The following is a 12,104-nucleotide window of genomic DNA, read 5'->3' as shown; positions in this document are numbered from 1 at the left end:
AAGAGTGAACAAGACGACAAAATCGGCGGCGATATCCTGCCCTTGGCCGGGGGCACAACCGCAATTCCGGCCGCCTGTGCCAGAAAGGGACAGGCCCGTCTGGCATGTTTCGTGCTACAGGCGCGTTATGAGTTGTGAATCCGGAATGCCTTCACGCCGCGACATGCTTTTCCTACTCGCCGCCGCGGCGGTTGCGGGAGGCTCAGCGCGCGCGCTTGCCGCACCGCTTGCGGCTGCCGGGCAGCCGGATCTGCGCGGCGCAATCGACGCGGTGGAATATCGCGCCATTCCCGAAAGCGGGGACCGTAAGACCCGCAACCTGCAGCAGATGATCGAACAGGCGGCGCGCGAGAACGTGCCGGTCTTCCTGCCGCCCGGCACCTACCGGATCTCCAATCTCAACCTGCCAGACAATACCCGCATAACAGGCGTTCCGGGCGCCTCGCGGCTCGTCTATACCGGCGAAGGCCACCTGCTGGCGGCGGCAAATGTGCGGCGCATCGAGCTTTCCAACCTCGTCATCGACGGCGGCAATCGCTGGCTCGGCGATTATGCCGGCGGGCTCGTCCAATTTACCGGCGTCGACGAGGTGCTGATCGACAATTGCGAGATCGGCGGCAGCCGCAAACACGGACTGCATCTGGAACGCTGCGGCGGGCGGATCGAGCGCAGCCGCATTTCGGGCGCGGCCGAGGCCGGGCTCTATGCGGTCGATTCCGCCAATCTTTCGGTCACCGGCAATACGATCGCCGATTGCGGCAATGGCGGCATCCTGGTGCATCGCTGGAAGAAGGCCGAGGACGGCACGGTTGTCTCAGGCAACCGCATCTCCAACATCCACGCCAATGACGGCGGCACCGGCCAGAACGGCAACGGCATCAACATTTTCCGCGCCGATGGCGTGATGGTGGTGAACAACCACATCTCCGACTGCGCCTTTACCGCGATCCGCGCCAATTCGGCCTCGGACATCCAGATCAGCAGCAACCAGTGCCGGCAATCCGGCGAGACGGCGATCTATGTCGAATTCGCCTTCGAAGGGGCGGTCGTTTCCGCCAATATGATCGACGGGGCGGCAAACGGCATCTCGATCGCCAATTTCGATGAGGGCGGCAGGCTGGCGAGCGTCACCGGCAACGTCGTGCGCAACTTGACGCTGAAGGGCCCATACAAGCACGAGGTCGGCTTCGGCATCGGCATTGCGGCAGAGGCCGATACGCTGATCTCGGGCAATGTGATTGAGGGCGCGCCGCGCTGGGGCATGCAGATCGGCTGGGGCCCTTATCTCCGCAACGTGATTGTGACAGCCAATGTGGTGCGCAAGGCGCCTGTCGGATGCGCCGTCTCGGTCGCCGATGGCGCCGGCACTGCCGTCATCACCGACAACGTCTTTCAGGAAACCGCGGAAGGGGCGGTTCTCGGCTTCCAATGGGAAAAGAAAGCGTCGGCCGAGATGGCCGGCGGCGGCGCGTCCTACAAGCAGCTGACAGTCGAGCGAAACCGCAGCTCCTGAAGAGCATCAAAAGCTTTCATCGTCCCATCAGCGGCATAGACTTTTCCGGGAGTGCTCACGCATCTAGTGTCTCACCTCGACATACCGAGGGGAGATCATCATGCTGACAATCTACGGAGTCTATCGATCGCGGGCGTCACGCGTCTATTGGATGGCGGAGGAGCTCGGGCTCGAGTTCCAGTCGGTGCCGGTGCTGCAGGCCAGGCGGCTGGCGGAACCTTTGTCCGGGAGCGCGCCGCTCAACACGCAATCGCCCGATTTCACGGCCGTCAACCCGATGGCGCAAATCCCCAGCATCCGGGACGGCGAGCTCGTCATGCACGAATCGCTGGCGATCAATCTCTACCTCGCCCGCAAACATGGTGGGCCGGTTGCCGGACAAACCGTCGAAGAAGACGGATTGCTGACGATGTGGACTGTCTGGGCCGCCTCGCAGGTCGAGCCGCATTCGGTCAGGATCGTGCTGACCTATGACAACGGCCTCGAAAACAGCGAAGAGGGCAAGCAGACGATCGCCGCCGCCTGCCAAGCGCTGCGCCGGCCGCTGGCCGCTCTTGAAAGCCAGCTTGCCGGCCGGCAGTGGATCGTCGGCGACCGCTTCACCGTCGCCGACATCAACATCGCCGAGGTGCTGCGCTACGCCCAGAGCGAGGATGCGCTGTTCGATGCCCATCCCAACGTCAAGGCCTGGATCGAGCGCTGCCAGTCCCGCGCCGCCTACAAGAGAATGCAGGAGACACGCGGCAAAGAGCCGATCGAGGTCTGATCTAGAGCACGCCGCGCTTTAGCTTTTGTTTTTGCATGTCGTTGCGGCAAAAGCGCTTCGCGCTTTGCCTCGCAAAACCGCTGCACACTTTTGCGCGACATGCTTTAGCGGAACAAGGCGAGCGTGCCGTCCATTTCCTCGCGGATCCACATTTTGAAATCCTTGACCTTCTTCGGCTCGCGCGCCCCCTCGGCGGTGATGAAATAATGGCCGAAGCCGGTCGGCGCGCGAATGCCGAAGGGGGCGACGAGCCGGCCTTCGGCAAGCGCAAAAGCGGCAAGCGTCTGCCAGGCGAGCATCACGCCCTGCCCGGCGATCGCCGCATCGAGGCAAAGCGAGGCGTCGTTGAAGACGTGGCGGGTCGTAGGTATCGTACCTGACAGCCCCGCCTCGCGCATCCAGACCTCCCAGCCGAACATGGCGCGGCCGTCGACGACGGCGGGCAGCGCCAGGATATCGGCGGGTTCCTTCAATTGCGCCGCCATCTCGGGCGAGCAGACCGGGAAGACCTCCTGCTCCAAGAGCAGTTCGGCCTTCACGTCAGGCCATTTGCCGGTGCCGACGCGGATGCCGATATCGACGTCACAGAGCGCCGGGCTGACGAGATTGGTCGTCGCATCGAGCCGCAGCTTGATCTCGGGATGGCGCTCGGCGAAACGGTCGAGCCGGCAGACGAGCCAGCGGGCGGCAAAAACCGGCGCCACCGAGATGGTCAGGATCGTATCGTCCTTGCGGCTGGCGATCGACACGGCCGCCGAAAGTCGGGCGAAACCCTCGTCGAGCGCATGAAGCACCGGCCGGCCGGCTTCGGTGGCGATCATGCCGCGGGCAGTGCGCTCGAAGATCACCTGCCCCAGCTGCGCTTCGGCCTTGATCACCTGCTGGCTGACGGCGCCGACCGAAACGCCGAGTTCGTCGGCGGCGGCCTGCAGCGAGCCGAGGCGGCCGACGGCGTCGAGCGCCCTGAGGCCGTTGAGATGGATCGTGTTCAGGTTCCTCATATAGTTTTTCTATAGCAGCGCCCTGTTAATCTCAATTGAAAATTCGCTTGGCAGAGCAGACATTACAGCCTGCGGTGACGAACCCGCACCGCTGGAGAAAGCGAGACATGCCATGTCGTTGCTGAAGTTTTTCTTGAAGCCTACCCTTGCCATGAGCGACGCCGACACCGCCCCGACCTGGAAGGACGATCCGCTGCGGCATCCCGAAGTCGAGCGCATGTCGATGCGGGAAATTGCCGATCTGCCGCTCGGAACCGACACCGGCCTTCCCACCAAGGCCAAACCGCCGCTGGCGAAATGCGCGTGACGGTACCCGCCGTTTCAGCCGGCCTTAAAGCGCGTCGCATCACTCGTTGACGCGACGCGTTCTCTGGGCGACTTGTCTCAGTCGATCGATGCCTGCCAGCAAATCACCGAACCGTCTTCCGGATCGATGCGCTCTCCTGTTCGGATGAAGCCGTTGCGCGCAAGGACACGCTGAGAGGCGATGTTTTCCACGCCGGTATCGGCCGAAATGCGTGACACGCGCGGATCCTTCCGCGCCCATTCGAGCAGTTCCGCGATTGCGCGGGTGACGTATCCACGCCGCTCGCGGCTCGGTGCAATCCCATAGCCGATGTGGATTTCGCCGTCCTCAGGCGCGCGGATGATGGAGCATAGTCCGACGATCTCGTCCTCCTCGACAATCATCCAGGCGGAGGGGGTAAATTCCGCGCCGATCTGTGCGGCGATCCCCGCCAGCATCTCCAGAACCTCAGGCGGCGCGATGGCGCTATCGGGAACTAGCCGCAGATTTCGGGGGGCGAAGCCTTTCAGCAAGATGGCAAAATCATCAGCAGTCAGTTCGACGATCATGTTTTTCTCGGGGGTTCGATATGTGTCGGCTTTGGCGAATGAAGGTGTTTGCGGGTCGGCCGTAGAAAAACCGCACTTGGCACTTGCATTCGCGCAATGTCACGTCAACCCGGCGTCGCAAATCGACCCATTTGAGCAAAGAGATTTCAGTGTCGGCAATTCGAAAGATTCTATTCGGACTCATCGCAATTTTAACGGTCGCGATTGTCGTCGGTGCCGGCTGGCTCTGGCAGGTCGCGGGTGCTTACGGTTTCAACACTGTCTTGCGGCGCGGCGGGACCTATTGGGCCACTATGAAACCTGATGACGAGCGCCTTTCCGCCTCCATGCGATTGGCGTTGAACACGGTGATCCCAGCGGTTCAGCCCGGGCCGCTGACCTGGCAGGAGCCGGAGGCGGGTTTCGAGGTGGCGGAACTGCCGGTTCTTGCCGATGGCCGCGAAGTCGACCGCATTTTTCTCAGCAGAATCGACCCGGCCCGCTTTCGCTTCGTCACCCGCAATGCCGCTGCGGGCGATACCGGCATCGACGAATGGGAAAAGGCTTTGCCCAAGGCGGTGCTCATCGTCAACGGCAGCTATTACGACATGCACGGCAGGCCCGACACGCCATTCATCAGCGAGGGCGTTGTGATGGGTCCCCAGCAATATGATGCCAGGGCCGGCGCCTTCGTTGCCGATCAAGACGCTGCCGACATCCGTGATCTCACGCGTCAAGACTGGCAGGCCGCCTTTGCCGGCGCGTCGAACGCCATGGTCTCCTATCCCCTGCTCATCGGCGATGACGGGCAAACCCATGTGAACGTGAAAAGCCGCTGGCTCGCCAACCGTACCTTTGTCGCCAAGGACGCGCTGGGGCGTATCGTCATCGGCACGACAAAGGAAGCATTCTTTTCGCTCGACCGGCTGGCAGAGTTTCTGAAGACCTCGCCGCTCGATCTCAAGGTCGCGCTCAACCTCGACGGCGGTCCTATCGCCTGCCGGAGTGTTCGGCTGAATGGCTATCAGCAAAAATTCTATGCAAGATGGGAGGCCCAGGTGGACGACGACAGTGTCAACCTGCTCCGCTGGCCTATTTCCGAGGCCAACTGGGCCATGCCGATGGTGCTGACGGTCGAGCGGAAGTGAGTGGGCCTCGTGACATCCGCGGAAACGAAGTCGCGTGGCTTGCCGCGCTGCATATTATCGCAAGCATCGATGTCGGAATCGCGTTTCGCCAGCCGTCTTCAAGCCATGGCATAACTCCCTGGATCGGCATCGATCCAAGGATAAAATGAGATGGAGGAAGCGATGACGATTACCATTACCGCCTTTGCACGCTCGCCCGATCGCGGCCGGGGTCTGGCGCGCGACATGCGTGTTCGCTGGGCGCTCGAGGAAGTGGGTCAGCCTTATGAGGTTCGTCTCGTTTCGTTCAAGGCGATGAAGGAACCCGCGCATCTCACCCTTCATCCTTTCGGGCAGATTCCGACCTATGAAGACGGCGATCTTACTCTGTTCGAGTCCGGCGCGATCGTGTTTCATATCGCCGAGCGCCATGCGGGCCTGCTGCCTGCGGATGCGAATGCCCGGGCGCGCGCTGTCACGTGGATGTTTGCGGCGCTGAACACGGTGGAGCCGCCGATCTTCGAGCGCAGCCTCGCCACCATCCTCGAGCGCGACGAACCCTGGTACGAGCAGCGCCTGCGTGCCCTTGAAGACAGCATTCGCAAACGGCTGGACAGCCTTTCCGCTCGCCTTGGCGATGCCGACTGGCTCGATGGCGCGTTCAGCGCTGGCGACTTGCTGATGGTAACGGTGCTGCTCAGGGCGCAAGCATCGGGACTGTTGGAGGAATATCCGAACCTTGCCGCCTATGTCGCCCGCGGCGAGGCGCGGCCGGCCTACAAACGTGCCTTCGCCGCGCAGCTGGCGGTGTTCACCGCCGCGTCGGCCGGCTGACAAAGGTTTGTTGCGAGCATGGTCCCATTGACCCATCCCGCTTCTCCACCTACATATCTAGACAGTCTAGCTAGGAGCGAAAGATGGAATGGCAGCTGCAGGAGGCCAAGAACAAGTTTTCGAAAGTCGTGCAGAAGGCGCGAGATGAAGGACCGCAGGTGGTGACGCTCCGCGGCGAGCGGACGGCTGTCGTGCTGTCCGCCCGCGACTATGACGCCCTGCGCGCCGGCCGGCCATCGCTGGTCGACGACCTGCTCGGCGGCCCCACCTGGGACGACGAGCTTGCCGATGCGGTCGAAGCGCGCGTTGCGACGCCAAGCCGCAACGTGACCTTCTGATGTATCTGGTCGATACCAATATCGTTTCGGAGGCGCGACGCGGCACGCCGCAGGCGGTTTCGTGGTTGCGCTCCGTCGATCCGCTGAGCATTCATCTGAGCGCCTTGACCCTTGGCGAGATCATGCGCGGCATTGCTCTCAAACAGAGGTCGGACCCGAAGGCCGCCGCCCACCTCGCCGAGTGGCTACGCAAGCTGCGCCACGACCATGGCGCCCGCATCCTGCCGGTGACCGATCAGATCGCCGTGGAATGGGGCCGCATCGCCGCGATCCGGCCACGCGGCGATATCGACGGGCTGATCGCAGCGACCGCGATCGTCCATGATCTGATCGTCGTCACCCGCAATGTCGGCGATTTCAACGACACCGGCGCATCGGTGATCGATCCTTGGGAGATACCGGCATGAACTCCGCAGCCCCTACGCCCAAACCGCACCGGGTATGCCCGCCTATCAGCCCCGATCATAGGCCAGCGCCCGCTGGACGGCGGGGCGCTGCAGCATGCGGGCATGGTGGTCGCTCACCTCTACGAAGCGGGCGGGATCGACGCCGTCGGAGGGCAGCCAGTCGGTCATGACGAAGAGATAGGGATCGGCGAGCGAATAGGCCTCGCCCATCACCCAAGGCCCCTTGAACATCGTCTCTTCGATCAGGGTGAAGCAATCCGCCATGTTTTGCGGCACCTTGGCCTTCATCGCCTCGATCACCGCCGGATCGTCGGACCAGCGGGAGCCGCGCGGGCGATGGGCATGGTTCACATGCACGGTCGAGCAGAGATAGCTGCTGAAGGACTGCAGCCGCGCCATTTCGAAGGCATCGCCGAGCGGCGCCAGTTTGGCGGCCGGCGCGCTTTCCGCGATAAAACCGAGGATCGCCGGCGTTTCCGTCAGCACGCCGCGATCGGTGACCAGTGCGGGCACGCGGCCCTTCGGGTTGATTTTCAAATAATCCGGCGAGCGCTGTTCGCCATTGGCGAAGCTGAGCTTTCTCGTTTCGAAGGGCAGGCCTGATTCCTCAAGAGCAATAAGGCTTGCGAGCGCGCAGGTTCCCGGCGCGTAGTACAATGTCAGCATGGTGGTCCACTCCCTTTCGGCCGCTGGTATAGCGCAGGGACGGGTGCGCCGGAACTGGGGAGATTGGGTTTAGTCTCTGCGTCGGGCGCGGACGAGGAGCAATGATCGGTGCCGTGCGGCCGCCCCTCATCCGGCTGCCGCCACCGACCGGGGTCGCCACGGGTCTCGACCCGTCCTTCGGACCCCCGTAAACGGGGCGAAGGGATATGCCGCAACCTCTCCGTCCTTCGCCGACCTCTCGCTAGAACAGGATGATTTTAGGCCCGGTTGGCCTAAAATCTGAATCCTGTTCTAAAATAAAGAGTTAGAGCATGATGTCGTCCGAAAACCGCTCACACTTTTCGGCATCATGCTCTAGGCACGTCCCCTCTCCCCGTTTTACGGGGAGAGGGTTAGAGTGAGGGGCTGCCTTCTGGCACGAACTCGCCCTTCAACCGCAGCCCGGCACATCCTCCAGCCGGTGCCAGACCGGAATGCCGCGCTCCCTGGCGATGCGCACGTCATTGTCGGCGCCCTTGGAATCGCCGGCCAAGCGCAGCACGCCCTCGCAGAGCTGCAGCAGCCGGCCGGCGACCGGGTGGAAAATCTCTTCGTAAAGCGCATCGCCCACCGATTTGCCGCCGGCGGCGTGCCAGATCGGCAGGGCCACCCATTCGCCGATCATCGGCACGTGGCCGGCCGCAAACAGCGCGTGCGAGGGCTGTTCCAGCCGCTTCAGGTTGGCGGCCATCTTTTCCGGGTCGTCGCCGGTTCCCGACCTGTAAGGGCCGGCAATCAATATCAACATGATCCACTCCTTCGCTCCGCTTCTACGGGAGCACTCCCGGCTTCATGCACGGGATTTCGTGAAAATGCACGATATTTCTTGAATGTCGAGTCAATTCGTGCAATATCGGGCCATTACGTCTAATATCGTGCAGAGAGCCCATGCTGACGTCCCAACGCAAAACCCTTATCCTCGACATATTGCGCCGTGATGGCCAGGTGATCGCCAAGCGCGTCGCCGAGAATTTTTCCCTTTCGGAAGACACGATCCGCCGCGACTTGCGGGAGATGGCGGCGGAGGGGCTGTTGAAACGCGTGCATGGCGGCGCGATGCCGCTTTCTCCCGATCTGCCCGATTTCACCGCACGTCGCAGCGTCTCCTCAGAGATCAAGGCACGGCTGGGGGCTGCTGCGGCCGCGATGATCAAGCCGGGACAGATGATCTTTCTCGACGGCGGCACGACGACGGCGGAGATCGCCCGGCACCTGCCGCGCGACATGCCCCTGACGGTTGCGACCCACAGCCCGACGATCGCCGCCGAACTTGAGCACCACCCAACGGCCGAGGTGATCCTGACCGGCGGGCGGCTCTACAAACATTCGATGGTGGCGACGGGGGCAGCGGCGGCAGCGGCGATCTCGCAGTTGCGCCCCGACCTGTTTTTCCTCGGCGTCACCGCCGCCCATCCGGTGCATGGGCTTTCCACCGGCGATTTCGAGGAGGCGGCGATCAAGCGGCATATCGCCCGCTGTTCGGCCGAAACGCATGTGCTGCTGACGCAGGAGAAGTTCGATCTCGTCTCGCCCTGCCCGGTACTGGCGATTTCCGAAGTCGCCGGGATGATCGTGCCGGCGGAGATGCCGGCAGAACGGCTGAAACCCTATCGTGATCTCAACGTCGCGATCGCCGCGGCGTGATCACTCACTCAAAGCCGAGGTGACCCTGACATCGCCGACATGGATGCCGTTCCAATTGCGCATGGAGGTTGCGGCAAAAGCCATCAGGGCGGCATGCACCTCGTCTTCGGTCTCGAAGAAGCGGGCGAGTGTGGCGGCGACCATGACTTCGGCGGCGCGGGTGGCGCCATCCTCGCATTTCAGCGCGATGGCGATGCCCTTTTCCGGGATCGCGGCGCAGAAGACGCCCTCGGCGCCGGTTTTGACGAAGATGCGGCCGGGAGCGATCTGCATCAGTTTCGTGCAGGCGCGGCCGGAGCCGGCGACATAGAAGGGTTCGGCCATGCAGGCCTCGATCAGCCGGCGGGATGCCTTGGCGCGCAAGGGCTCCAGACCGACGCCGGTCGCCATTTTGGCAAAACCGTGGGCAAGGCTCCTGAGCGGCACGGCATAGGTAGGGATCGAGCAGCCGTCGGTGCCACAGCTCTCGGCGCCGAGCACGGCGCCGGTCTGGCTTTCCATCGTTGCGCGGATCTCGACCTGCAGCGGGTGCTGATAGCCGACATAGCCTTTCGGATCGATATCCTGGTGGCAGCAGGCGCAGATGAAGCCGGCATGTTTTCCCGAGCAATTGTTGTGCAGCGCGGTCGGCGCATCGAGCGTGCGGGCCTGGTGGATCAGGACTTTCTGGTTCATCGACCAATGGGCGCCGCATTCCAGCGCTTCGCCATTGCGGCCGGCCCGCGCCAGCATGGAGGCCGCAAGCGCCACATGCTCGTCCTCGCCATTGTGCGAAGCGCAGGCGAGCGCCAGCTCCTTATCGCCGAAAGCATAGGCGTCGGCCGCACCGCTTTCGATCAGCGGCAGCGTCTGCATCGCCTTGCAGGCCGAACGCGGGAAAACGGCGGCATCGATGTCGCCGAGCGAGAAACCGAGCTTGCCGTCGCCGTCGACGACCGCCACCGCGCCACGATGGCGGCTTTCGACGAGCAGGCCACGGGTAACTTCAACGGTGACGGGATTGGTCATGGGCTCTCATCCTGGTGCTGGCGGGATGCGGCAGGCATAGCGTGTCAGGGCGCGAAAGCCAACGGGGTTTAGGCTTTGCCGGAGTGTCGCAACGGCATGCGCGGACGGCGGGTTTGGCGGAAACACACCGCCAGTCTCCGTCATCCCAGGCCTTGAGCCTGGGACCATGGTCGCAGTTGATGGAGACGGCGTGGATCCTCGGGTCAAGCCCGAGGAGGACGGAGGGTGGGGTGGGCTTCTGGAGCAAGTACCGCGACAGATGGCGTAATGGGAGATTAGTTGCGTCCCCTGCCGCGATCAGACCGGCCTTGAAGTTGGATGCCTTCAGACGATATCCTGCAACCCAGTTCGCATTCGCAGGAATCGTTTTGCAATCAGGCCTATCCATTTCAGAGTTCATATTGTGGGTATTTTTCACGGTCGCCTCTCTCAGCCTGGCGTGCTGGTTGGCGCGCTGGCCCAAAAGGACAAGCGTTGGAATCATCCTTGGAGCACTTCTGGGGTTGGCCTTGATGTCAATTGCCTCAGTTCTGGTCGGTTTCCTGGGAAACGTTCTTCCCTTCGGGCAAATCGACTTCTGGCTCTCCAGTTTGACAGCGCAAATCTGAAGCAAACATCCATCACAGGAATTGACCGAATCGATCGAAAACTATTGTTTCTCTGATGTGTCAGATGCGACTACAGGTGGTGCATCAGGAACCGCCCCATGTCATCCACCTTTTCCTTGATCCTGCGCGATAAGCGGATCCGCATTCCGGCCGTGACGCTCGTCGCGCTCGCCTTTACCTATGCCTCGACCGCGCCCTATCAGTCGATCATCGGGATCAACGAACTGGGCTTGAGCAACGGCACCTATTCGGCGCTGATCTTCTTCTCGGCGATCGTCAACGTCACCACCAGCCTGACGCTCGGCATCTGGTCCGACAGGCTGAAAGAGCGGCGGCCGCTGGTGCTGGGGCTTTCGGTCGCCGGCATGCTCGGCTTCGGGTCGATCGCGATCTTTCACAGCCCTGCCGTCTTCATCGTCTCGACGCTGTTGCTGGTGCCGATGAGCAACTCCACCTACTCGCTGCTGTTTGCCAGCCTGCGCGCCAGGACCAACCAGATGGATCGCGGCCAGGCGGCGGGGATCACCGCAACGGTGCGGGCGCTGTTTTCCGGCTCCTGGGCGCTGGCGCCGGGGATGATCGGCCTCTACCTCGTCAATTCGCCGTCGATGACGCCGGCCTACGGGATTGCGGCCCTGGCAAGCTGCACCTGTTTCTGCCTGTATTTCTTCTTCGCGCCCGGAAACGGCACGGCCGGTCCCTCCCCCGATCAGCCCGGGTTCCTGGCGTCGCTGAAGCGCATCTTCATGCCGTATGTCTTGGTCCGTGTCATCGTCATGGCGCTGCTGTTCGGGCTGCAGCGGTTGAACAGCATGCTCCTGCCGCTGATCATCACCCATGCGGCCGATGGAAGCGTGGTCGATGTCGGCTTCATCGCCGGGCTGACGGCCTTTCTCGAAATGCCGTTCATGGTGATGTGGGGCATGGCGCAGCGGCGGTTCCGCACCGTGCATGTGCTGGCCTTCGGCGCGCTGATCTATTGCGGCTATCTGCTGCTGCTCGGATTTGCCTCGGCACCCTGGCACATCTATGCGCTGCTCCTCCTCAACGCCTGCGGGGCGGCGGCGATCCTCAGCGTGCCGATCACCTATCTGCAGGACCTGATCGCAGACCGGCCGGGGCTCGGAACCTCGCTGATCTCGCTCAACACCTTCATCGGCACCGGCATCGCCGCCGGGCTTTTCGCCTTCGGCACATCGATCAGCGACTATTCCGGCACCGCCTTCGTCGGCGCCGCTGCTGGCTTGGTGTCGATCGGAGTCCTGCTCTATCTCGAAAGCAGCAGACGGCAGGCGCGGCAGCCGGCCTGAAGCGCGAGT

At 62.8% G+C, this 12,104-nt stretch carries 14 protein-coding genes; 9 read left to right on the top strand and 5 right to left on the bottom strand.

From position 1 onward, the window contains the following. Nucleotides 1–145 precede the first annotated feature (145 nt). Nucleotides 146–1,513 (top strand): TIGR03808 family TAT-translocated repetitive protein, encoded by a 1,368-nt coding sequence (locus AMK05_RS06215; protein ID WP_064837504.1) that lies wholly within the window; start codon nt 146–148, stop codon nt 1,511–1,513. A gap of 100 nt (nt 1,514–1,613) precedes the next feature. Next, nucleotides 1,614–2,279, top strand: a complete 666-nt coding sequence (locus AMK05_RS06210; protein ID WP_064837502.1) for a glutathione S-transferase family protein — start codon at nt 1,614–1,616, stop codon at nt 2,277–2,279. Between the two features lie 104 nt (nt 2,280–2,383). On the opposite strand, the gene AMK05_RS06205 is transcribed toward AMK05_RS06210, so the two are convergent. After that, entirely contained in the window at nt 2,384–3,280 is an 897-nt protein-coding gene (locus AMK05_RS06205; protein WP_064837500.1) for a LysR substrate-binding domain-containing protein, read from the bottom strand. A 112-nt stretch (nt 3,281–3,392) separates the two neighbouring features. Here AMK05_RS06205 and AMK05_RS06200 point away from each other — a divergent pair, with 112 nt between their 5' ends. Beyond that, nucleotides 3,393–3,587, top strand: a complete 195-nt coding sequence (locus tag AMK05_RS06200; RefSeq protein ID WP_064837498.1) for a hypothetical protein — start codon at nt 3,393–3,395, stop codon at nt 3,585–3,587. A 77-nt stretch (nt 3,588–3,664) separates the two neighbouring features. Here AMK05_RS06200 and AMK05_RS06195 read toward each other — a convergent pair whose 3' ends face one another. Further along, a complete protein-coding gene (locus tag AMK05_RS06195) occupies nt 3,665–4,135 on the bottom strand; it encodes a GNAT family N-acetyltransferase (protein WP_064837496.1) in 471 nt (156 codons plus the stop codon). 149 nt (nt 4,136–4,284) lie between these two features. Between AMK05_RS06195 and AMK05_RS06190 the strand changes: the two genes are divergently transcribed. The 4 genes from AMK05_RS06190 to AMK05_RS06175 all read left to right on the top strand — a co-directional run bounded on the left by AMK05_RS06190 (nt 4,285) and on the right by AMK05_RS06175 (nt 6,820). Beyond that, the gene (locus tag AMK05_RS06190) at nt 4,285–5,262 is read left to right on the top strand and encodes a phosphodiester glycosidase family protein (protein WP_064841294.1); all 978 of its coding nucleotides are present in this window, start codon (nt 4,285–4,287) and stop codon (nt 5,260–5,262) included. Between the two features lie 162 nt (nt 5,263–5,424). Next, on the top strand, nt 5,425–6,075 hold the full coding sequence (locus AMK05_RS06185; protein ID WP_064841293.1) for a glutathione S-transferase family protein: 651 nt from the start codon (nt 5,425–5,427) through the stop codon (nt 6,073–6,075). 83 nt (nt 6,076–6,158) lie between these two features. Beyond that, nucleotides 6,159–6,413, top strand: a complete 255-nt coding sequence (locus tag AMK05_RS06180) for a type II toxin-antitoxin system Phd/YefM family antitoxin (protein WP_049734512.1) — start codon at nt 6,159–6,161, stop codon at nt 6,411–6,413. Continuing rightward, nucleotides 6,413–6,820 carry a type II toxin-antitoxin system VapC family toxin gene (locus AMK05_RS06175; protein WP_049734513.1) on the top strand — a complete coding sequence of 136 codons (408 nt, stop codon included), beginning with the start codon at nt 6,413–6,415 and terminating at the stop codon, nt 6,818–6,820. Before AMK05_RS06180 ends, AMK05_RS06175 begins: the two co-directional genes overlap by 1 nt. A gap of 45 nt (nt 6,821–6,865) precedes the next feature. Here the strand turns inward: AMK05_RS06175 and AMK05_RS06170 are convergent, their stop codons facing one another. Together AMK05_RS06170 and AMK05_RS06165 are read right to left on the bottom strand one after the other, a co-directional pair. Continuing rightward, nucleotides 6,866–7,486 (bottom strand): glutathione S-transferase family protein, encoded by a 621-nt coding sequence (locus tag AMK05_RS06170; RefSeq protein ID WP_064837494.1) that lies wholly within the window; start codon nt 7,484–7,486, stop codon nt 6,866–6,868. Nucleotides 7,487–7,916: 430 nt separating this feature from the next. Next, nucleotides 7,917–8,273: a hypothetical protein gene (locus AMK05_RS06165; RefSeq protein ID WP_064837491.1), complete on the bottom strand. Its 357-nt coding sequence runs from the start codon at nt 8,271–8,273 to the stop codon at nt 7,917–7,919. A 140-nt stretch (nt 8,274–8,413) separates the two neighbouring features. Here AMK05_RS06165 and AMK05_RS06160 point away from each other — a divergent pair, with 140 nt between their 5' ends. Further along, nucleotides 8,414–9,169: a DeoR/GlpR family DNA-binding transcription regulator gene (locus tag AMK05_RS06160; protein ID WP_064837489.1), complete on the top strand. Its 756-nt coding sequence runs from the start codon at nt 8,414–8,416 to the stop codon at nt 9,167–9,169. On the opposite strand, the gene AMK05_RS06155 is transcribed toward AMK05_RS06160, so the two are convergent. Next, nucleotides 9,170–10,177 (bottom strand): asparaginase, encoded by a 1,008-nt coding sequence (locus tag AMK05_RS06155; protein ID WP_064837487.1) that lies wholly within the window; start codon nt 10,175–10,177, stop codon nt 9,170–9,172. Nucleotides 10,178–10,883: 706 nt separating this feature from the next. Here AMK05_RS06155 and AMK05_RS06145 point away from each other — a divergent pair. Further along, a complete protein-coding gene (locus AMK05_RS06145; RefSeq protein ID WP_064837485.1) occupies nt 10,884–12,095 on the top strand; it encodes an MFS transporter in 1,212 nt (403 codons plus the stop codon). Nucleotides 12,096–12,104 lie beyond the last annotated feature (9 nt).

Source organism: Rhizobium sp. N324, assembly GCF_001664485.1.
Classification (GTDB): domain Bacteria; phylum Pseudomonadota; class Alphaproteobacteria; order Rhizobiales; family Rhizobiaceae; genus Rhizobium.
The sequence above is the reverse complement of the archived record's forward strand: the minus strand, read 5'-3'. Positions and strand labels throughout refer to the sequence as shown.

Coding starts and splice junctions, on each gene's coding strand:
- AMK05_RS06195 (WP_064837496.1), bottom strand. CDS start 4,135: ATGATCGTCGAACTGACTGCTGATGATTTTGCCATCTTGCTGAAAGGC.
- AMK05_RS06155 (WP_064837487.1), bottom strand. CDS start 10,177: ATGACCAATCCCGTCACCGTTGAAGTTACCCGTGGCCTGCTCGTCGAA.
- AMK05_RS06205 (WP_064837500.1), bottom strand. CDS start 3,280: ATGAGGAACCTGAACACGATCCATCTCAACGGCCTCAGGGCGCTCGAC.
- AMK05_RS06165 (WP_064837491.1), bottom strand. CDS start 8,273: ATGTTGATATTGATTGCCGGCCCTTACAGGTCGGGAACCGGCGACGAC.
- AMK05_RS06145 (WP_064837485.1), top strand. CDS start 10,884: ATGTCATCCACCTTTTCCTTGATCCTGCGCGATAAGCGGATCCGCATT.
- AMK05_RS06175 (WP_049734513.1), top strand. CDS start 6,413: ATGTATCTGGTCGATACCAATATCGTTTCGGAGGCGCGACGCGGCACG.
- AMK05_RS06160 (WP_064837489.1), top strand. CDS start 8,414: ATGCTGACGTCCCAACGCAAAACCCTTATCCTCGACATATTGCGCCGT.
- AMK05_RS06215 (WP_064837504.1), top strand. CDS start 146: ATGCCTTCACGCCGCGACATGCTTTTCCTACTCGCCGCCGCGGCGGTT.
- AMK05_RS06185 (WP_064841293.1), top strand. CDS start 5,425: ATGACGATTACCATTACCGCCTTTGCACGCTCGCCCGATCGCGGCCGG.
- AMK05_RS06210 (WP_064837502.1), top strand. CDS start 1,614: ATGCTGACAATCTACGGAGTCTATCGATCGCGGGCGTCACGCGTCTAT.
- AMK05_RS06170 (WP_064837494.1), bottom strand. CDS start 7,486: ATGCTGACATTGTACTACGCGCCGGGAACCTGCGCGCTCGCAAGCCTT.
- AMK05_RS06180 (WP_049734512.1), top strand. CDS start 6,159: ATGGAATGGCAGCTGCAGGAGGCCAAGAACAAGTTTTCGAAAGTCGTG.
- AMK05_RS06200 (WP_064837498.1), top strand. CDS start 3,393: ATGTCGTTGCTGAAGTTTTTCTTGAAGCCTACCCTTGCCATGAGCGAC.